Annotated in this window: 14 protein-coding genes, 2 tRNA genes and 2 rRNA genes; 2 read left to right on the forward strand and 16 right to left on the reverse strand. The window is 38.4% G+C overall.

The window, feature by feature from the left end; translation table 11 throughout:
• Nucleotides 1-151: 151 nt before the first annotated feature.
• The 12 genes from P3F81_RS11075 to P3F81_RS11130 all read right to left on the reverse strand — a co-directional run bounded on the left by P3F81_RS11075 (nt 152) and on the right by P3F81_RS11130 (nt 12,020).
• Nucleotides 152-3,067: ribosomal RNA gene (locus P3F81_RS11075) — 23S ribosomal RNA — on the reverse strand.
• A 143-nt stretch (nt 3,068-3,210) separates the two neighbouring features.
• Nucleotides 3,211-3,286: transfer RNA gene (locus P3F81_RS11080), tRNA-Ala, on the reverse strand.
• 126 nt (nt 3,287-3,412) lie between these two features.
• Nucleotides 3,413-4,969, reverse strand: a 16S ribosomal RNA gene (locus tag P3F81_RS11085).
• The 16S and 23S rRNA genes sit together here with 1 tRNA gene alongside, the layout of an rRNA operon.
• A 372-nt stretch (nt 4,970-5,341) precedes the next feature.
• Nucleotides 5,342-5,617 (reverse strand): pro-sigmaK processing inhibitor BofA family protein, encoded by a 276-nt coding sequence (locus P3F81_RS11090; RefSeq protein ID WP_147669703.1) that lies wholly within the window; start codon nt 5,615-5,617, stop codon nt 5,342-5,344.
• 35 nt (nt 5,618-5,652) lie between these two features.
• Nucleotides 5,653-5,925 carry a YaaL family protein gene (locus P3F81_RS11095; protein ID WP_309320403.1) on the reverse strand — a complete coding sequence of 91 codons (273 nt, stop codon included), beginning with the start codon at nt 5,923-5,925 and terminating at the stop codon, nt 5,653-5,655.
• A 129-nt stretch (nt 5,926-6,054) separates the two neighbouring features.
• Entirely contained in the window at nt 6,055-6,651 is a 597-nt protein-coding gene (gene recR / locus P3F81_RS11100) for a recombination mediator RecR (protein ID WP_147669701.1), read from the reverse strand.
• 2 nt (nt 6,652-6,653) lie between these two features.
• Entirely contained in the window at nt 6,654-6,983 is a 330-nt protein-coding gene (locus tag P3F81_RS11105) for a YbaB/EbfC family nucleoid-associated protein (protein ID WP_147669700.1), read from the reverse strand.
• 269 nt (nt 6,984-7,252) lie between these two features.
• Nucleotides 7,253-9,013 carry a DNA polymerase III subunit gamma/tau gene (gene dnaX, locus P3F81_RS11110; RefSeq protein WP_147669699.1) on the reverse strand — a complete coding sequence of 587 codons (1,761 nt, stop codon included), beginning with the start codon at nt 9,011-9,013 and terminating at the stop codon, nt 7,253-7,255.
• Nucleotides 9,014-9,298: 285 nt separating this feature from the next.
• Nucleotides 9,299-9,388 (reverse strand) — tRNA-Ser (locus tag P3F81_RS11115).
• A gap of 295 nt (nt 9,389-9,683) precedes the next feature.
• On the reverse strand, nt 9,684-10,550 hold the full coding sequence (locus tag P3F81_RS11120; RefSeq protein WP_147669698.1) for a cyclic di-GMP-binding domain-containing protein, MshE-related: 867 nt from the start codon (nt 10,548-10,550) through the stop codon (nt 9,684-9,686).
• The gene (locus P3F81_RS11125; RefSeq protein WP_147669697.1) at nt 10,543-10,923 is read right to left on the reverse strand and encodes a response regulator; all 381 of its coding nucleotides are present in this window, start codon (nt 10,921-10,923) and stop codon (nt 10,543-10,545) included. The genes P3F81_RS11120 and P3F81_RS11125 overlap by 8 nt, the downstream gene beginning before the upstream one ends.
• Nucleotides 10,924-11,114: 191 nt before the next feature.
• Nucleotides 11,115-12,020 carry a hypothetical protein gene (locus tag P3F81_RS11130; protein WP_147669696.1) on the reverse strand — a complete coding sequence of 302 codons (906 nt, stop codon included), beginning with the start codon at nt 12,018-12,020 and terminating at the stop codon, nt 11,115-11,117.
• Between the two features lie 862 nt (nt 12,021-12,882).
• Between P3F81_RS11130 and sucC the strand changes: the two genes are divergently transcribed.
• Nucleotides 12,883-14,043: an ADP-forming succinate--CoA ligase subunit beta gene (gene sucC / locus P3F81_RS11135; RefSeq protein ID WP_147669695.1), complete on the forward strand. Its 1,161-nt coding sequence runs from the start codon at nt 12,883-12,885 to the stop codon at nt 14,041-14,043.
• Between the two features lie 17 nt (nt 14,044-14,060).
• Nucleotides 14,061-14,960 carry a succinate--CoA ligase subunit alpha gene (sucD, locus tag P3F81_RS11140; protein WP_147669694.1) on the forward strand — a complete coding sequence of 300 codons (900 nt, stop codon included), beginning with the start codon at nt 14,061-14,063 and terminating at the stop codon, nt 14,958-14,960.
• 320 nt (nt 14,961-15,280) lie between these two features.
• On the opposite strand, the gene P3F81_RS11145 is transcribed toward sucD, so the two are convergent.
• The 4 genes from P3F81_RS11145 to P3F81_RS11160 are packed head-to-tail and all read right to left on the reverse strand — an operon-like array spanning nt 15,281 to nt 21,415.
• Nucleotides 15,281-16,606: a glycosyltransferase family 2 protein gene (locus tag P3F81_RS11145; RefSeq protein WP_147669693.1), complete on the reverse strand. Its 1,326-nt coding sequence runs from the start codon at nt 16,604-16,606 to the stop codon at nt 15,281-15,283.
• An 8-nt stretch (nt 16,607-16,614) separates the two neighbouring features.
• The gene (locus tag P3F81_RS11150; protein ID WP_147669692.1) at nt 16,615-18,090 is read right to left on the reverse strand and encodes a TackOD1 domain-containing metal-binding protein; all 1,476 of its coding nucleotides are present in this window, start codon (nt 18,088-18,090) and stop codon (nt 16,615-16,617) included.
• Between the two features lie 23 nt (nt 18,091-18,113).
• On the reverse strand, nt 18,114-19,160 hold the full coding sequence (locus tag P3F81_RS11155) for an HlyD family secretion protein (RefSeq protein ID WP_309320404.1): 1,047 nt from the start codon (nt 19,158-19,160) through the stop codon (nt 18,114-18,116).
• Between the two features lie 2 nt (nt 19,161-19,162).
• Nucleotides 19,163-21,415: a TolC family protein gene (locus tag P3F81_RS11160; protein ID WP_309320405.1), complete on the reverse strand. Its 2,253-nt coding sequence runs from the start codon at nt 21,413-21,415 to the stop codon at nt 19,163-19,165.
• Between the last annotated feature and the right edge of the window lie 267 nt (nt 21,416-21,682).

Consider the following 21,682-nt stretch of genomic DNA (forward strand, 5'->3'; position numbering starts at 1 on the left):
TTTCTTTTTAGATATGTTCCTTCAAAACTATACAGAAGAATTGAAATTAATCTTAACTACATTTTTATAAGATGTTCCTCACTTTCGCTCGGAACTAAACGTCTTACTCAAATCAGCTTTCCTTTCAGTCCGCTTCTTTGCTTCGCTTGTTTAAGTCAAGCCCTCGACCTATTAGTACCAGTCAGCTAAATACATTACTGTACTTACACATCTGGCCTATCTACCTTGTCTTCTTCAAGGGGTCTTACTAGATTACTCTATGAGAAACCTCATCTTAAGGCTGGTTTCACGCTTAGATGCTTTCAGCGTTTATCCTTTCCGAACGTAGCTACCCAACTGTACGCCTGGCGGCATAATTGGTACACCATTGGTTCGTCCACTCCGGTCCTCTCGTACTAGGAGCAGCTCCCTTCAAGTTTCTTACGCCCGCGATGGATAGGGACCGAACTGTCTCACGACGTTCTGAACCCAGCTCACGTACCACTTTAATGGGCGAACAGCCCAACCCTTGGGACCTACTTCAGCCCCAGGATGTGATGAGCCGACATCGAGGTGCCAAACCTCCCCGTCGATATGGACTCTTGGGAGAGATTAGCCTGTTATCCCCAGGGTAGCTTTTATCCGTTGAGCGATGGCCCTTCCACTCGGTACCACCGGATCACTAAGCCCTACTTTCGTACCTGCTCGACCTGTCCGTCTCGCAGTCAAGCTCCCTTCTGCCTTTACACTCTTCGCGCGATTTCTTGCCGCGCTGAGGGAACCTTTGGGCGCCTCCGTTACTCTTTCGGAGGCGACCGCCCCAGTCAAACTGCCCGCCTGACACTGTCTTGATGTTTGTTATTCATTCAGTTAGATTTTCAGTAAATAAAGGGTGGTATCCCAACATTGACTCCTATGATACTAGCGTACCATATTCTCAGTCTCCCACCTATCCTGTACATTATTTACCAAAAACCAATGTCAGGTTGCAGTAAAGCTCCATGGGGTCTTTCTGTCCAGTCGCGGGTAACCTGCATCTTCACAGGTATTTCAATTTCACCGGGTCCCTCGTTGAGACAGTGCCCAAGTCGTTACACCTTTCGTGCGGGTCGGAACTTACCCGACAAGGAATTTCGCTACCTTAGGACCGTTATAGTTACGGCCGCCGTTTACTGGGGCTTCAATTCAGATCTTCGAATTACTTCTAAACCCTCCTCTTAACCTTCCAGCACCGGGCAGGTGTCAGCACATATACTTCAGATTTCTCTTTCGCATGCACCTGTGTTTGTGGTAAACAGTCGCTTGGGCCTCTCTTCTGTCGCCTTCTTCAGCTCTGCTAGCTTGTAGCTTCACCAAAAATGGCTATCCTTTTCCCGAAGTTACGGATACATTTTGCCGAGTTCCTTAACGAGGGTTTTCCCGCGCACCTTAGGATTCTCTCCCCGCCTACCTGTGTCGGTTTGCGGTACGGGCACCTTTAATCTCACTAGAAGCTTTTCTTGGCAGCGTGGTCCAGTTAAATTCAATGTAATTGCTTACATCTTTCCGTCACTTCTCAGGTTTTTAAGATGCGGATTTGCCTACATCTCACCCTACCAGCTTAGACAGGCGTTTCCATCTGCCCGCTTAACCTTCCTTCTGCGTCACTCCATTGCTCAAACAATTATCGGTGGTACAGGAATCTTTACCTGTTGTCCATCGCCTACGCTCTTTGCCTCGGCTTAGGTCCCGACTTACCCTGAGTCGACGATCGTTGCTCAGGAAACCTTAGGCTTTCGGTGGGAAGGATTCTTACCTTCCTTTTCGCTACTCATACCGGCATTCTCACTTCTATACTCTCCAGCACTCCTTTCGGTATACCTTCGTCGTGTATAGAACGCTCCCCTACCCAACATACTTTAGTATGCTGACGCGACTTCGGTTCTGTGCTTTAGCCCCGGACATTTTCGGCGCAAAGCCTCTCGACCAGTGAGCTATTACGCACTCTTTAAATGGTGGCTGCTTCTGAGCCAACATCCTGGTTGTTTGTGAAGCTTTACATCCTTTGCCACTTAGCACACCTTAGTCGGCGTTCTGGGCTGTTTCCCTTTTGACTACGGGTCTTATCACTCGCAGTCTGACTCCCAAGTACAAGTATAGCCATTCGCAGTTTGACTGGGTTCGGTAAGCTTTACGCCCCCTAGCCCGATCAGAGCTCTACCGTCTATACTTTTTACCTTGAGGCTAGCCCTAAAGCTATTTCGGGGAGAACCAGCTATCTCCGCGTTCGATTGGCATTTCACCCCTATCCACAACTCATCCCAAAACTTTTCAACGTTCACGGGTTCGGTCCTCCACTCAATTTTACCTGAGCTTCAACCTGGTCATGGATAGATCACTGCGGTTTCGGGTCTACAATATCTAACTTTCGCCCTATTAAGACTCGCTTTCGCTTCGGCTCCGTGTTTTCCACTTAACCTCGCTAGATACTGTAACTCGCCGGTTCATTCTTCAATAGGCACGCTGTCGCACATTTATAGTGCTTCAACTGCTTGTAGACATACGGTTTCAGGTTCTTTTCACTCCCCTCCCGGGGTTCTTTTCACCTTTCCCTCACGGTACTATACGCTATCGGTCGCCAAGGAGTATTTTGCCTTGGAGGGTGGTCCCCCCTGCTTCCCACAAGGTTCCTCGTGTCTCGTGGTACTCTGGATTCTGACCCACTTATTTATCTTTCATCTACAGGAGTTTCACCTTCTACGCTTGACTTTCCCAAGTCATTCGATTAGATAAATTTCGCTTTTTGTCAGTCCTCAACCCCAGTTGACCGAAGTCAGCTGGTTTGGGCTCTTCCCTGTTCGCTCGCCGCTACTTAGGGAATCTCATTTGATTACTTTTCCTCCGGGTACTTAGATGTTTCAGTTCCCCGGGTCTACCTTCTCATGCTCTTTGGCATGGATAACAGTACATTACTACTGCTGGGTTCCCCCATTCGGACATCCATGGATCAAGACTTACTTGCAGTTCCCCATGGCTTTTCGCAGCTTATCGCGTCCTTCTTCGGCTCTTGGCGCCTAGGCATCCGCCGTATGCCCTTAGTAGCTTGACTTACGTCATTTAAGCTCTAAGTTCATCGTTTTTGATGCTTAGTTTGTTTTTTTGAATCCTAAAATGTCGTTAATTTACTCTCTCTTTTGAGAGGTTGATTAATTTCATTTGTTTCTTCTGTGTAGTTTTCAAAGAACATTTTTATGGTGGAGACGAGGAGAATCGAACTCCTGACCCCCTGCTTGCAAGGCAGGTGCTCTCCCAGCTGAGCTACGCCCCCATATTATAAGCTAAGATAAAAATGAGACAATACAAAATTGTATTCCCTCAAAACTAATCAATGTAGATGCCAAATGTGTCGACCTGGATGACAAGAATTCTGTTTCAAATTCTCATGTCTCCTTAGAAAGGAGGTGATCCAGCCGCACCTTCCGATACGGCTACCTTGTTACGACTTCACCCCAATCATCGGCCCCACCTTAGACGGCTAGCTCTCGTTAGAGTTACCCCACCGGCTTTGGGTGTGACTGACTTTCGTGGTGTGACGGGCGGTGTGTACAAGGCCCGGGAACGTATTCACCGCAGTATGCTGACCTGCGATTACTAGCGATTCCGACTTCATGTAGGCGAGTTGCAGCCTACAATCCGAACTGAGAGATTGTTTCTGGGGTTTGCTCCATCTCGCGATTTCGCTTCCCTCTGTCAATCCCATTGTAGTACGTGTGTAGCCCAGGACATAAGGGGCATGATGACTTGACGTCATCCCCGCCTTCCTCCGCGTTATCCGCGGCAGTCTCATTTGAGTTCCCACCTTTACGTGCTGGCAACAAATGATAGGGGTTGCGCTCGTTGCGGGACTTAACCCAACATCTCACGACACGAGCTGACGACAGCCATGCACCACCTGTTTTCTTGTCTTCCGAAGAAGAGGTACGTATCTCTACGTCTTTCAATCAATGTCAAGCCCTGGTAAGGTTCTTCGCGTTGCGTCGAATTAAACCACATACTCCACCGCTTGTGCGGGCCCCCGTCAATTCCTTTGAGTTTCAACCTTGCGGCCGTACTCCCCAGGCGGGGTACTTATTGCGTTAACTCCGGCACAGAAGGGGTCGATACCTCCTACACCTAGTACCCATCGTTTACGGCCAGGACTACCGGGGTATCTAATCCCGTTCGCTACCCTGGCTTTCGAGCCTCAGTGTCAGTTACAGTCCAGAAAGTCGCCTTCGCCACTGGTGTTCCTCCTAATATCTACGCATTTCACCGCTACACTAGGAATTCCACTTTCCTCTCCTGCACTCAAGAAAAACAGTTTCCATTCCATCACGGGGTTGAGCCCCGCACTTTTAAAACAGACTTATTTTCCCACCTGCGCTCCCTTTACGCCCAATAATTCCGGACAACGCTTGCCACCTACGTATTACCGCGGCTGCTGGCACGTAGTTAGCCGTGGCTTTCTCGTTTAGTACCGTCATTACCTCATACTATTCGCATAAGGCACATTCGTCCTAAACAACAGAGCTTTACGATCCTAAAACCTTCTTCACTCACGCGGCGTTGCTCCGTCAGACTTTCGTCCATTGCGGAAGATTCCCCACTGCTGCCTCCCGTAGGAGTTTGGGCCGTGTCTCAGTCCCAATGTGGCCGTTCATCCTCTCAGACCGGCTACTGATCGTTGCCTTGGTGGGCTGTTATCTCACCAACTAGCTAATCAGACGCAGACCCATCTTTTAGCGATAGCTTATATATAGAGGCCATCTTTAAATAACGAAACATGCATTTCATTATCAACATTCGGTATTAGCACCGCTTTCGCGATGTTGTCCCCATCTAAAAGGTAGGTTGTCTACGCGTTACTCACCCGTTCGCCACTAAGAATTACCGAAATAATTCTCCGTTCGACTTGCATGTGTTAAGCACGCCGCCAGCGTTCGTCCTGAGCCAGGATCAAACTCTCCAATAAATTTATTATTAGAAAGCCTAAATGGCTCAATAATTATCTTTTCTTTAAAAGAAATTGTTGTTACTTTTTTGTAACATTTGTTTTGTGTTTCGTTTAAAACGAAACCCGCACATCTGGCATAATTGAATCAAGTAATACATTACTTAATATCTACATTGTTTAGTTTTCAAGGAACACTTGGTTGCTGGCGAACCAGCTCATTTATATTAACACAATCAAGGATTGTTGTCAACATATTTTTTTGAAATTCTTTTTGATGAATTTCTTTTTAGTTAGTGCCGTAAGCGTTTCCCGCTGACGACTTTTATTATGATATCAGAAGAAATGTGCCTTGTCAACATATTTTTTAAAAATATCGACAAAGCACCATTTTTAAAAAAATAATTTAAACGCAATCAATAAGACGACTCCCGGAATTCCCAAAAAACCTGCAACTAATGCGGTAACTACATTAATCCCAATTTCAAATCCAACATAACTTCCCACAAAATTAACTATCCATAACATAATTCCGCCAATCAAGCCATTATAAATAAACTTCCAAATGAATTTTACCGGCATTACAAACACTTTGCCAACAAAATAAATCAAGCCTATTCCAATTATGTAAGCAAATAATACTCCAGGTTGAAGTGCTAAAGTCTCCATTTAAACCCCTCCTTTACCAGAGGCTGTCCATTTATTTAGATATCATTAAAATTTTCCCCCGTCCATGCATCACCTTGTAAATTTTGAAGGCGTGCATTTTTTAATAAATATCTATATCGTGCCTCATTTGCTTTTATCGAGTAAATAACATAATCCATTAAATCACAATCTGTAACTTCACTCAATAGTTTTTGTGATAATTGCCAATCTTTTTTTGCTTGTTTAATTAGATTTAAAAATTCGGTCTGTCCTTTTATTTTTATTTCATCTTCATTTGGAATATGCTTATCATACGAAAAGAACTGCATTACACCGCCTCCTAATATACTATATTTATCTGTACGAAAAATTATGATAATAATTCTATTTTTACCATAATTTCTATAGTTCATACGTAAAATAAAAAGGTATTACCTTCTGGCAATACCTTTTTATCTCTATATTTCTCGACGGTTTTCTAAAGCTTTTGATAACGTAACCTCATCCGCATATTCCAAGTCTCCACCAATTGGTAATCCATGAGCAATTCTCGTCACCTTTACTCCAATAGGTTTAAGTAGTTTTGCAATATACATCGCAGTAGCTTCACCCTCAACATTCGGATTCGTCGCCACAATAATTTCTTTTACCTCACCAGAATAAAGTCGTGCAACAAGTTCTCTAATTTTTATTTCATCAGGTCCTATCCCTTCAAGAGGAGATAAAACACCATGCAAAACATGATAAAGCCCCTTAAAATCACGCATACGTTCCATTGCCGCTACATCACGCGGTTGTTCAACCACACAAATTACAGATTTATCTCTCTGCTTAGACTCACAAACATAACACGGATCACTATCGGTCAGATTAAAACAAATGCTACAATAACTTATCTTTTCTTTTGCATCAACAATAGCTTTTGCTAAGGCTTTTGCTTTCGCATCCTCCATATCTAATATATGATAAGCTAGTCTCGATGCCGTTTTTGCACCAATTCCCGGTAAAGAACGAAAATGCTCGATCAATTTTGTCAAAGGTGCTATATACTGCATGATTAAAACATTCCTGGTGGTAACCCGCCAGTAAGTTTTCCCATTTCTTTTGCCATCATATCATCCACTTTTTTCAAAGCTTCATTTATAGCTGCTGATACCAAATCTTCAAGCATTTCTACATCTTCCGGATCAACAGCAGATGGATCAATTTTCAATGAAGAAATTTGTTTTTCTCCTGTCATTACAACTTTTACAGCTCCACCGCCAGCTGATACATCAACAGTTTTTTGTTTCAGTTCTTCTTGCATTTTAGTCATTTCAGCTTGTAATTTTTGAACTTTTTTCATCATGCCAGCCATATTGCCCATGTTACCCATGCCACCAAACATTCTATGTCCTCCTTTGAATTCGCTTTCGCTAATCTCATAGTTAAGACTACCAAAATAGTAGCCACTCGTCAAATGAAATTTATCCGTTGTCTAATAGAGCCATCCATTAAAATAAGTGATTTAGACAAAAGCAAAGATTTTGATTCTCTACTTATCATACCCCGCCTCTTCAGGGGAAAATAAAGCCACTGTAAATCTATGACTTAGGGAAGTTAAACCCCTCTCTAAATCAGCCTTCTTTATCTAATTTTCTTCTTCAAATAAGCGAATTATGATTCGCGTGGCGGTATCTTTATCGCTTCAGTATCAAAGACTTTAATCGCCGTATCTAGTACATAACGCTGTTCGGGCGTCAATGCTTCATTATTCTCCACCGCTTTTTCCACTCGACTCATTGTGTGCGGTGGTTTGTCGGGGGGGATTGAACTACTTACCAGCACCGATCGAACATTCATCACCATACCACAAACTTCACTAAAAACGTCACTTAGAATCGCTCGATAATCCTCTTTGTCCGTCCGTTCTTTAGGAAATTTAGCTTCAAAAGCAATCGTTGCCTGCCCTGAATCCAGACTTTGTAAATATCCTTGCGCTACACAGGCATGAACAGCAGCTTTTTTTCTCGACATCAATCCTTTTAAAACCTTTTCCCAAATTTCCTTATGACTTGTATTATTTAAAGGAACTGGGCTTGCTACTTGTTTTACTTGGTTTTGTATCGATTCATTTTTTACCGCTCGCACACTTTCTATTCTTTCTTCTTGTATCTTAGGAACGTGACTTTTTACCGTCTGGTCTATTTCTTGATACACTTTTCCCGAAGATAAATTTGCTGTATCATTACTTTTATTTGGCAACGTTATATTATTTTGCAATCTTTGAATGTTTTTTTCAAGTTTTTCAATCCGTTTGATTAGGTCAAGACTAGAACCTTCTAGCTTTACACCATCTGTATGGCAAATTGATAAAAATGCTGTTTCTGCTGTAATACGAGGTTGCGGAGACCATTTTATCTCATGAATAGCCGCATGTAAACACTTGATAATTTTAACGATTTCTTCATAAGAAAAAATTTTGCTATGTTCTTCTAGAATACTTTTTTCTGCAGTATACAAATTGAACCCATCTATATCTTGTACAGATTGATATAACATTACACTCCGCATATGCAAAGTAACTTCACTTAAAATCTGTGTAACTTCTTTCCCCATTGCTAACAAGTCTGCCAAAATAGTAAGAATCGTATAACCTTCCCTTTTTGCCATGGCATTGACCAGTTTAAAAATCCAATCATTGCCGACCAAACCTAGCATCCGTCTAACTTTTTTCTCGTCCACAGGCTCGTTATCTAGCGCACTACATTGATCTAAAATACTAAGCGCATCACGAAGCCCACCATCTGCATGAGTGGCAATCAATTTTAGCGCCTCATCCGTAGTTGTTATTCCCATTTGCTCAGTAACAACTTTAAGTCGCTCTACAATCTCTACGACGCTAATCCTGCGAAAATCATATCGTTGACAGCGAGAATGTATCGTCGCCGGTACTTTATGCGCTTCTGTCGTCGCCAAAATAAAAACTACATGCGCAGGAGGCTCTTCTAATGTTTTCAATAAAGCATTAAACGCTTCCGTTGTCAGCATATGCACTTCATCAATAATATACACCTTATAACGACCATCAACTGGTGTAAATTTAACAGTTTCTCTTAAATCGCGAATTTCATCAATTCCTCGGTTAGATGCTGCATCAATTTCATAGACATCCATAGAGGAGCCATTATTAATTTTTGTACAATTTGTACATGAATTGCAAGGAGATGGCGTTGGACCAGATTCACAGTTTAATGCCTTCGCCAAAATTTTCGCCGTACTCGTTTTGCCAGTACCCCTAGGGCCAGAAAATAAATAGGCATGCGCAATCTTATTTGAAAGAATGGCATTCGATAAAGTCTTACTGATATGATCTTGCCCTACTAAATTTTCAAAATCATTAGGACGCCACTTTCTATATAAAGCTATATATGACACTTCTCAGCCACCTTTCGCAAAACTTTAATATTATTATTCGATCCCGCAACTCAAATTCCCTGTAAGTTTTGTATATAACAAAAAAACAACCAGAGTCTGGTTGTTTATATTATCCATATTATGTTTTTAACGTCGGGCCACAGTTCTCAGGCACCCTTACGGCACATAAAGATTGTCACTTACCGCTGCTTCCTTCCGGACCTGACGGGATTCATGAGTCTCCATTGCGTAAGACCCAAGAACTGTAGTCCGACCTCAAAAACATAACTCCATATTGAAAATAAATGGCGGAGAGAGAGGGATTCGAACCCTCGGTACAGTTGCCCGTACACACGCTTTCCAGGCGTGCTCCTTCAACCACTCGGACATCTCTCCAATGCTTAAATCAAACTACACGATATAAAATTCCATCGCATCACTTCTCGCCTGCGACTCATATAGATTATCACGAATATAATTTATTGTCAACACTTTTTTTAATATAAAAATGATTATCTAATTCAAGAGTTAGCAGCACAAAAACCTTTTTAAAATAAAATCAAATGAGCACCGCAAACTCCTGAATACACATACTTATATAAACGATAATTTATTTTTTATTGAAACAAGTCTATTTTATAAAACAATCTATTTGTATTTTATCATATTACATCATTATATATGTAAGAAATTATTGTAAATCATCCGCTGATAAAATCAGTTGAATCCTCCCAAAATTAGTATCAATATTTACAACAGCCTGCTTAGTCCCAATCGGTACAATTCCTCTACCTGTTTTTTGAGGCTCTAAATCAACATCAATCCCACGATTAGATAAATTAACAATATATAACCCATTAGTCACGTTTAAGAATTCTGCCACACTATCAACAGCCAATTCATCAACACAGTTAATTTCTTCCCCACTATAACGACGAGCAATTTCTATTAATGTATCTTCCGATAATAAAAGCCCCGTTACAAATGCGGATTCGCCAGTCATCTGTTGAGAGATTAAATACTTGTTTTTCACATCGACTTGTTCTCCCGACAAAATCAAACTTGTTGTATTGATAAATCTCAATAAAGAACGAACAAACAAGTCTACATATTCTCCATAAATTTCACGGACTTCTTCAAGTTCAGAAAAGTCTATTTTCTTTATCTCAATTTTATCAAGCGCTTTAATTACTGCAAACGCATTATTTTTATTATACCTTTCTAAAGCAGCTTCCAATTGACTTAATGTCATAAACCCTCTATCAATAATTGCCTGTCCAAAATTTAAATTTCCGTCAGCTTGGACAGCTAACAATTCTTCCAATTGCTTTTCCGTAATAAATCCTTCTTCTATTGCAATCTCACCGAATCGTTTATCCGCCCGCACTTGCAGTTGATGAACCGTTTCTACTTGCTCAGCATTCATTACCCCTTTATTTATCGCTATAACACCGAGTTTAACTCGATGTTCTTGTTCATTCTCTAAAACTTCACGCACTTGTTGTGGACTAAGCAAACCGGTATTTAATAAGTACTGTGCTAAATATTGACTAAGCATTAGCAGACCCTCCTCTAATATCCAATAGCGCTTTTTGAATTTGTTCATCATTATATGGTTTTTGAATAAAATCTCTGGCCCCTAATTTAAGCGCTTCTACCAATTTGGATGAAGTTCCCGCTGATGATAACATAATTACATGTGCATTAGAATTAATTTCGCAAATCGCTTGAAGTGCTTCTAATCCTCCAACCTGCGGCATGACAATATCTAAAAAAACACCATCTGGCTGATGTTTCAAAAACATCATTACGGCTTCTTTACCATTTGCAGCTTCAATAACCTCACAATTTTGACTTTCAAGTTCTCTTGTTAATTTTTTACGTAAGAGCATAGAATCATCACAAATAAGTATTTTCAAATTTCTATCCAATATGGTCAGCCCCCTCAGATTCATAATATCTATTAACTATAATTACTTTTTCATTATATCATTTACTTTACTAGTAGAAAATACAAAAACAAGTATATATTGTTTATTTTTAATTTATTTTTAAAATCATTGTGTATATAAACAAAAGTGCCCATTCATCATCTGATAAATGGGCACTTTTATATTTTAAATTAGTATTTAATTTCTTTCATATCATAAATATATACTTCAGAAATTTCACGATCATATCCAGGATAGAATCCTTTCACCATTCCAAGAACGATTTGGGATCCACGGTTAAAGTGAACTAACATTTGTTTTGTTTTTGGATTTACAGTAAGGCCTTCGATTTCACCTTCAAAGATTACATCATCAAAAGTTTTTTCCATTACAACTGTTGCACGAGTATCACCAGGCTTAATGTCTACACGATATAAATGATCGGATTCTTTCATATCAGCTGTTCCATCATCAGCAGTTAAATAGTAGGAACCTTTATAGTAGAACATACCTTGTACCCATTGTGGAACCGCTTGAAGATGAACTTTACGTAAATATTCCCCAGTATCTAAGCTATATTCATATAAATATCTGCCGCTTTCTTCACCAACCCAAGAACACATCCACACCGTTCTTTCATCTGGGTTTACAGTAATACCAGAACATTCTTCTTGTCCACTAGATGGTTCGAATTTAAAAGTACGTTTTAATTTCAAAGTATTTGCATCATGTACTGCGATTTGAATATCTTTACCAACGCCATCCATGAAGTTTTCAGCACTTACATAAATTTCATTGTTAAATACATCAATATCACCGATATGATTTGCTGGAATTGCGTAGCCTTCAAATGGTTTCTCATTTTTTGTAATCAAGTTCCAATTTTTGTCGTACTTAGCTAATGTTTTACTTCCACTTACATAATAGTAGTCGCCATCAGTTGCAATACCTTGACGTCCGAACACTTCTACAGTATCTACTAACTTGTACTCGTATTTTGGTAATTGATCCTTAAAATTTGCCGCTGGTTGTGCAAAAGCCGTTGCAGACACCCCTAAGCATAATGCAAGAAGTAGAGCCTTATAACGTTTTTTCATAATTATAACCGCCTCCATAAAAATAAATGATAAGTCTAGGATTTACATTTATAAATTTTTATATGAATCCATCGCTTATATATATTCTTTATTCATTCTAAAACTCCTGCTAATTCTTTTTAAAATTTTCTGTTTATTTATATTAATTAAGCAATTCAAAAGAAAAATTATAATAAAAGCAAAACTTTTCGAGCCAAAAAGAAGTTATTCCCTTTTTTTCGACATATTTCATCCATTGATTATATTTAGGTGACCTTATGTTTTACACACTAATATTTCTTATATTTTTTTATATGAATTCTAAAATTCATTTTGAATATTCCCATAATAACTTGTAATAATAAAACAAGTATGTTATTTTAACTGTTTACATTTATGCAGGAAACATCAGGTTCTACTTAGAATATTATTTATGAATAATATTTTTGAATGGATGTGTTTTATTTTGCTTGGCAAACAGTTTAGCTATTTCGTTATTGCATTTTCCATTTATCTAATTGGAAAAGCATTTTTTTATTTTTCTGTTCAACCAATTACCATGTCACTCTTTGACGTCTTTCTGGGATTATCTTTAATATTTAGTAATCTCCCACGAGTTCTCCTCGTTTCTTCCCGACTGGCATATTATTTTACAAAATTAGATTTTATTTTTCTTACGTTAGCTATCATTATGTTTATCTTTTTATTTATTTGATGTATACAAAAGGATTTTTTTAATATCGCCTATTTTTGCTAGACAATCCTTTCCATAATAATATAAAATGATAAGATAAACTATATAAATTGTTTTACTAATTTAAATAGTCTGAATTTACGGCAAAATACTAGCCAAATTATATCTTTATAATATTAGGAGGTTTAAATGAACATTCACGAATATCAAGCGAAAGAAGTCCTCAGACAATATGGCGTTACTACCCCAAACGGCAAAGTAGCATTTTCTGTTGATGAAGCGGTAAAAGCTGCTCAAGATCTAGGCACGTCAGTATGTGTAGTTAAAGCGCAGATACACGCTGGCGGACGCGGTAAAGCCGGTGGCGTTAAAGTTGCTAAAAACCTCGATGAAGTACGCAAGTACGCCGAAGAAATTCTTGGTAAAATTTTAGTAACACATCAAACTGGACCAACTGGAAAAGAAGTAAAACGCTTATTAATTGAAGAAGGCTGCGATATTAAAAAAGAATATTATGTAGGGCTTGTTCTTGACCGAAAAACTTCCCGTGTCGTATTGATGGCATCAGAAGAAGGCGGCACAGAGATTGAAGAAGTTGCAGCAAAAACACCAGAAAAAATCTTCAAGGAAATCATTGACCCTGCAATCGGACTTACTGGTTTTCAGGCAAGACGAATCGCTTTTGCAATTAATATACCAAAAGAATTAATCAATAAAGCTGTAAAATTCATGACTGGACTTTACGAAGCTTTTATCAATAAAGATTGTTCTATTGCGGAAATCAATCCATTAGTTGTAACAGGTGATGGACAAGTTATGGCGCTAGATGCAAAAATGAATTTTGATTCCAGTGCGCTATATCGTCACGCTGATATCTTAGCTTACCGCGATTTATCCGAAGAAGATGAAAAAGAATTAGCTGCATCGAAATACGATTTAAACTACGTTACTTTAGATGGAAATATTGCTTGCATAGTAAATGGTGCCGGACTTGCAATGGCTACCATTGATATCATTAAACATTATGGCGGTGAACCTGCAAACTTCCTAGATGTAGGAGGTTCCACAAACGCTGAAAAAGTATCGGAAGCTTTCAAAATTATCCTTTCCGATCAAAAAGTACGCGGTATTTTTGTTAATATTTTTGGCGGCATTGTGCAATGCGATGCAATTGCCGAAGGTATTGTAGAAGCCGCTAAACAGGTAAAAATTACAGTTCCATTAGTCGTTCGCCTTGAAGGTACAAACGTTGTAAAAGGTAAACAAATATTAAAAGATTCAGGCATCAGCATAACTGTTGCCGACTCAATGGCCGATGGTGCAGAAAAAGTTGTTTCCTTAGTAGGATAATTGTTAGGAGGAGAATTGTGAGCGTTTTTATTAATGAAAATACAAAAGTTGTAGTGCAAGGTATTACTGGTTCAGCAGCTAAATTCCATACAAAACAAATGCTTGAGTACGGCACAAAAATCGTTGCTGGCGTTACTCCAGGCAAAGGTGGCAGTGAAGTTGAAGGCGTACCTGTTTTTAATACATTAAAAGAAGCTGTTTTGGCAACAGGTGCAAATGCCTCAGTTATTTACGTACCTGCGCCATTTGCTGCAGATGCAATCATGGAAGCAGTTGATGCTGAACTTGATTTAGTTATTTGTATCACGGAAAATATTCCAGTACTTGATATGATTAAAGTGAAGCGTTATATGGAAGGCAAAAAAACGCGCCTTATTGGTCCAAACTGTCCTGGTGTAATCAGCCCCGGAGAATCAAAAATTGGTATTATGCCTGGTTATATTCACAAAAAAGGGCATATCGGCGTAGTATCTCGTTCTGGGACACTTACTTATGAAGCTGTACATCAATTAACTACGGCTGGACTAGGTCAAACAAGTGCAGTTGGTATTGGCGGTGACCCTGTAAACGGGACAAACTTTATTGATGTCCTAGATGCATTCAATAAAGATCCAGAAACTTATGCCGTAATTATGATTGGCGAAATCGGTGGAACAGCAGAAGAAGAAGCTGCTGAATGGGTAAAAGAAAATATGACAAAACCTGTTGTAGGGTTTATCAGTGGTCGCATGGCACCTCCGGGAAAACGTATGGGACATGCAGGGGCAATTATTTCTGGTGGTAAAGGAACTGCCGATGAAAAAATCCGCGTAATGAATGCATGTGGGATTGAGGTTGCCCAAACACCTGCCGTTATGGGCGAAACTTTGATTAAAGTAATCAAAGAAAAAGGGATTTACGAAAAATGTAAAGGTTAAACTATAAAAGTATATCGTTTTTATTCTCTATAAATAAAAATAAAGCTAGCGTATGAAGCAGAGCACTTCGCTTCATACGCTAGCTATTTTTTATTACTTTCTTCATATTCTATAGACATTGAATAAAATCTATCATGGGTAGAGGTTTTGAAAAATAATTTGAGCAAATCATATAATACATATATAAAATTTAAGGTTATTTTGTCAAAAACCCAAAATAATACGGGAAATTTTTTATCAAATATAATTTCTATTAATGTCAATCTTCTTTACCACATCTAGAAAAAAGCTGTACATCCTCTATCGAAAATGCACAGCTTTTAAAATTTATTTTTTTTAATCACCCACCAGGGGGCCATGGAAGTATCTTGATGTCCTTTGCCAAACCATTGCCATAAATTTGCCACTAAAGCATTGATTCGTCCAATAAACATAAATGCAGGAATAAATAGCAAATATGGAATTCTTGCTAAATCTTCACATATCCGCTCAGACAATAACCAAACTGAAAAAATATACATACACGAGTGCATAATAAAATAAAAGAGATACATAAAGATCATTAGTGCAATTGCAAATGACCAAGGATATGCAATACAAAGCCATATGGTATAAAAAAATACAGTACAGGGAATCACCAGATTTGTGAACATTCTCACCAGCAAACCGATAAAATTCGGCCACCCAATAAATTTGGGACTTAACGTATGTTTATGCTTGGCTAAAATAAACGAGTAATCTCCATCCCAGCGAATTCTTTGTTTCAAGTAATTTTTTAAAGTGACAGGAACATCAGTAAAACACATCGCTTCTGGATCAAATACTATACGAAATTTCTTTTTCTTATTGGCAAAATAATTTTTTATTCGCATCGTCATGTCCAAATCTTCAGCTGTCCCCGCATCCCAGCCCATGACTAAATCCAACAGCTCCCGACGGAAAATACCAAACGCGCCAGATATATTATTGACCATATTAAAAGTACTCAAGGCACTCTTAGATGATTGAATGGCGATAAAATATTCAATCGCTTGAAATGATGTCCAAATGCTTTCATTTGCATTTCGTACTCTTAGACATCCACTCACGGCAACTACTTCGGAATTTTCAAAATGTCGCGTTGCCCGTTCTACCATATTATTGTCCATAGATGAATCACCATCTACCTTAATAATAATTTCACCATCAGCAAATTGAAGCCCGGCATTACTGCTCGACACAACGCCACCGCGCTGCCATTTCGGAATCACGAGGAGTTTCCGATTTAAAAATTCATTTACATAGCCACTCATCGATTGAGCCACCCGCAAAGTTTCTTGATTTGCAGCCGCCCCGTCAACCAGAACGATCAACTGAATTTTCCCTGGATATATCTGTTCCGTTAATGAGCGAATCGTCTGCTTTATCGCTGCCCCTTCACTATAACAAGTAATAATACAAGAAACAGAAGGAAAGTAATCACGTCTTACGCCTTCGTGCATTCGCTCCCATTTATAACGGACAATTCCTACGAGAATAAATAAAGTCCACGGAATCTCAAAAAATATCACCAACGGCATTAAAGTGAGAAGAATACTAGAAAATTCATGATTAGAGATAGGATGCACAAGAATTTCCGACAAAATTTCTATCACGCTATAAATCATTTGCTTTCCTACTCTCGCCTTGCAGCTTCATATTGATTAATAAATAGCATTGTAGCATTTTCCTTTCCTACATATTCTTTTGGTATCTGAACACTGTGGCACTCAATTCTAGCAATGCTCTTTTCGTCAATCATAATCAACTTTTCTAGTTCCATTAGCCTAGCTGCTAATATATCGCCACCTTGCGCTGAGGTTCTAGGAAGCAATATCCAAAAGGTATCTTCACTACTATTGGTAGTCAGATCAGTAAATCGCACCATCGACCGAATTCTCTCCGCCAGCTCTTGCACTATATTGACGAGACACTCTCTGCCAACATTTTCCTCAATCATTTTAAGCCCCTTTATATTTAAATAAATTAAAGAAAATTCTGCATCGAGATATCTTTGACGCATTTTTAAGAGCCAATCTGAAATGTGACAAAAGTACGGCATCAACATGTTCTGCTGTTCATCAAATAATTCAATTTTAAAATCAATCTGCCCCATTTTTACGGCACGCTCGCCTTTTTCACTCAAACGGTATTCGTAAATCTGACGAACAATTAGATTTTCTGGCAAACTCTTTTTTCGGCAATTTAAACATTCTGCATAAACTTCCGGTTCAATAAATCGTTCATTACAACTGTTGCACAAATAAGATTCTACGGGACGATCATAGTCTGTACCGATATGTCGTAAAATCGAATTGCATTTCGGACACGCTAAACGCATTCCCTCTTTAAACTCTTCTTGCGGCGCAATATGACTACAAGTAAAGCAATGAATCATTTTTCGTTTTTCAAAATCAATGCTTCCACATAAAGTGCACCTATCAATATAATTCAAATATCCGCTTTGACAATGAGGACAAAGGCGAATACGCTCAATTAGCTTTCCTTTCTCAATTAATCCTTGTGAAGTTAGTGAAAGCATCTTTAATAACGAACTTCCACCATTGTTTTCTTTTTCTTTGCTTTGCAACTCCCAGCTAGCGTTTGACACTAAATCTATCGTTAGATTTGATTGAAGCAATAAAGAAATTTCCGGGTATTCATAGATTGCATCTGTATGCGGAAAAAGTTTTGGTAACGCTCGATAAGATTGACCCCGTGAATAAAAAAACGTTAACAATCTCAGATCTGTTTCCTCGCAATTTTTCCCTAAATTAATCCCCTTTAAATTTGTATAAATCCGACTTCCCTTTCTTAACATTTCCTCAGCGGACATCTCTGCGCCATCAACAAATAGGTTAAGATTATTTAGTGAATCCGCAAAGAAAACAGGGGTAATATACCCGTATTTTGCTTGTCGCAACTTCTTTAGTGCCAAAAGAATTTCTTCATTTCCCTTTCTATCCGCCAAGGCTCCATCAACACAAACAATAGTAGAAAAATCCAAGTCCTCAATGAGATCTTCTACTTTCGTATAAGAAGCAAATTCAAAACCATTCAATGAATTTTTAACCGGTCCACCAAATAGTAATTGTGCAAACTTCAAAATCATTCTATTCTCCTTCTTTAAATCATTTACCAAATAACTGTTACCGGGAGTCCATCAATAAACTCATCCGAATGCAACGGTTCATTTATCTTTAGAATTACCTGTATGCCTCGCATAGAAGTTGGATACAAACTTTCTGAAATTCCTTTCGGCACAAGCTCTGCTTGGATTGGCACTTTCTCTACCACAGCTTTAACTTTGCGTTTTGAACTTAAAATTTTCACCATAATTTCATTACCATATTGCACTTTTCCAAAATCATCCGGTTCTACGTACGTTACAATCCGTACTTTCTCAGAATTTAAAACCGTTACTAACGGTTCTCCTGCGGCAAAACTCTGCCCAGTCGAAACAAGAATCTGATCTACTGTTCCGCCTTTATTCGCTTTCAATTCTAAAGAAATTTCTGCTAAATTTCTCAAAGATGCTAAACTGTTCTCCACTTGAGCAAGGCGCAATTGTCCTTGATTTTCGATTATCTGAGTGCTAGATACCTCATTCATTCCTGCCAATGCAGCCTTTATCTCCCTTACTTTCGTTTCCGCTTCATTTAGCTCAGCCTGTGTAGCAGCTCCACGCTCAAGCAATTGCGCTGTATGATCTCGCAATTGCTGGTAATAGGAGAGATTTTCTTGTAATAATTGTACATTCTCACCGCCTGCTTTTCTTCTACTGCTCCCCGATGAACTACCTGCATTCTGATTCGTTAATGTTTCCCGCTCAGCTTCTAGTAAAGCAATCTGCTTATAATTCTCCGGCAATCTTCGCTTTATTTTTATTAGGACATCCCCTGCATTTACCGCATCACCATGATTAAACTTTATCTCTTCTACAATTCCATCCTCTGGAGAATTTATTACTTGCCTATCTAAATAAATCATTCCCGGTGAAGTCGTAAAAATATTTGCCCAAAGAATTTGCCCGATTAAATATAAAAACGGTAAAAATATAAGAATCAGAATTCCCATCCATTTTATCCGCGGAAAATTTCTTTTCCCTGCACCATAAGGAACTTTTATGTGGTTTTCTAGTGTACTATCTTTTGCTTTTGTTGTAGAAAAAGAAACCTTCAACTCTATTTCACATCCTCCTTGTAATCTTCCCATGCCTGAATGAAAATTTCATCAACCGCTAACCCGTTTTCTAAGGACTGCATTGCTTGAAAAAAATCTTGCTGCGTATGATATGCATAGCTCTCCTCAGAAGAAATACTATGCTCTACACTTTGTGCCAATGCGATGTTTAAGTTTGGCTGATTTTCAATAATTTCTTTCATTCTGTTCAGCGTTTGATCCGTTTTACTAGAATATAACATAACAACAACTTTTTCTAACTCTATTTGCGGTAAACGTTCTTTTGCAATTTCGCCTAATTCTCCTTCTAAATATCTAGGATGGATAGAAATTGACAACGGCTTTTTCGTAATTTTTTTTATATCATGCAAGTTATCAATCAATTGATTAAATAAATCAATTCGATTCTCCCTAGCCTCAGAAAGTGAATCCGGCTCTATATCTAAATGAACACCTACAAAATCAAAACGTTCTAACTGCTGAATCGCATGTATCAACTCAGCTTTATTCTCATGCTTCGACCAATTGGGATCCCCCAACAATAAAGAAACCTTCAAACGGCTTTTCTTTGCTTCATCCAGCAGGCTTTCCAACTCCGCTTGACCTTTTTCTGAAACAATATAACGAATTTGTTCCCCTGTAAAAGAAAGTAAAACATCTGAAAATCCTGCATTTATTAAGTCTTGCAAAGTCTGAGCTCTCTGTTTTTCATTTAATAAAGCATCCGCATTCCATATATATACTCCCCATGGGATTTTTCTTTCCATTTGATTTATCACTATATTTTTTTTCGTTGTTTGAGGATTTTCTGTATTTTTTTCTATTGATTGAACAACATCCACTGATAACGGCATCATTTCTTTTGTATTTAAATCCTTATCCCCAAATGGAAATAAGGTCTCCGTATTCTCCCATGATTTCGAAAATAACGAATTACGCAAAAACTCATTTTCTCCAATTAAAAAAGTTCGTTCTTTTTCCTCATTGCCACTAGGATATGTATATTCCAATACATCAATTGCCGCTTCTAACAATGAAGCTTCTTCATCAATCACTTCCATCGCTAAACGATAATACTGTGATTTAGCCTGCTGCAATCTTTCAAACGTGTCTCCTGGCAAAAATTGATGTCTTAACAATCGTTCACGAATGTCTTCTGCTGCAACTAATAAATGCGCTTTTTTTGCTTCGACATTTGTTTGTAAATAGTTTACATTTTCTACGGCTTCTTCGATTTTGCCCACCAGTTTTAAATAATTCAATCTAGCTTCTTCTTTCGCTTTCTCCAATTCATAATTAGCAGCCTTCGCATCATAATTTTCCTTCGCCTTCAGCCCTTCAAGCGATCCACGCCAGGTAAGTGCCGCATACGCGCCATTTCCTGTATCACCAGGAAAATCCTTCGATGACTGAAAACCAACTGTTAAATCCACATCTTGATTATTTTCTCCACTTTTCTCTACCAACTCTTGATATTTATCAATTAACTCCTTTTGATAGCGCACCTCTGGATATTTTTGAACCTCTATCGTTGTTACATCTAAGGCTGGTAGCAAAGGTGATATTACTTTCCCTTCTACCGACCATTCCTGCCCTGTAACTAAATTTATCACTTGCAAAGCCCGTACATTCATCAGTCTTGAAAAAGCTATATCACGTCTGGCATCTGCATACACTGCTAACAATTCTAATTCATCCGCTGGCAATAATAATCCACTTTTTTGTCGGTCTTGTAAAACAGCCTGCACCGTTTTCTCTGTCGCTAAAAACTTTTCTGCCAATGCAATCTTCTCCTGCGCGGCCCATAATATAACATAGGCTTTACGCAAGTCCGTTAATTGCGATACCTTAGCATTTTCTTTTTGTAACTTTGTATCGACTAGATCTATTTCTGCTTGAATTTCACGAATTCGCTCTTTATTCTTGCTCCCTAGTAAAGGGAATACAACTCCACCATTCAAGTTCAACTTTTGATAGGTATTTTTATTCGGACTCGTTTCAAATAAAGGTTCATGATGATAGCCATAATTAGCACCTAAAAAATACTTTGTCCCATTTCTCGCCTCTTCTGCTCTCAATAAACTTTCATTTCGCAAATAATTCATTTCGGCACTTAAAACTTCTGGACTATTATTTATATATGATTCTAATTCTTCCAAATTAGGTAACGAAGCTGCTTTTACAGATATATTTAAGCTAAAAATAAACAAACTACAAAAAAAAATGAAACAACGACGTAAAGAATACACCTTCACTCCTTCAACCTCCATAATAATACAAATTCTTACTTATTGTAGCATCATCTCCTAAATAAAAACAGTTGTAATTTTTTCATTTTTTATTCTGCTAAATGCAAGAACAATATTTTATATAATGATATTAATTTGCGAATTCACATGTTAATTCTATGTACAACATAGCTTCTCTATTATTAATTACACAATAAAATTCATAAAAATAAGGAAAATATCTTTGAAGCTAAAAGAATGCAAAGATACTCTCCTTATTTTATTTATTTGTTA

Origin of the sequence: Selenobaculum gibii (assembly GCF_030273445.1) — a bacterium.
GTDB lineage: Bacteria > Bacillota > Negativicutes > ICN-92133 > ICN-92133 > Selenobaculum > Selenobaculum gibii.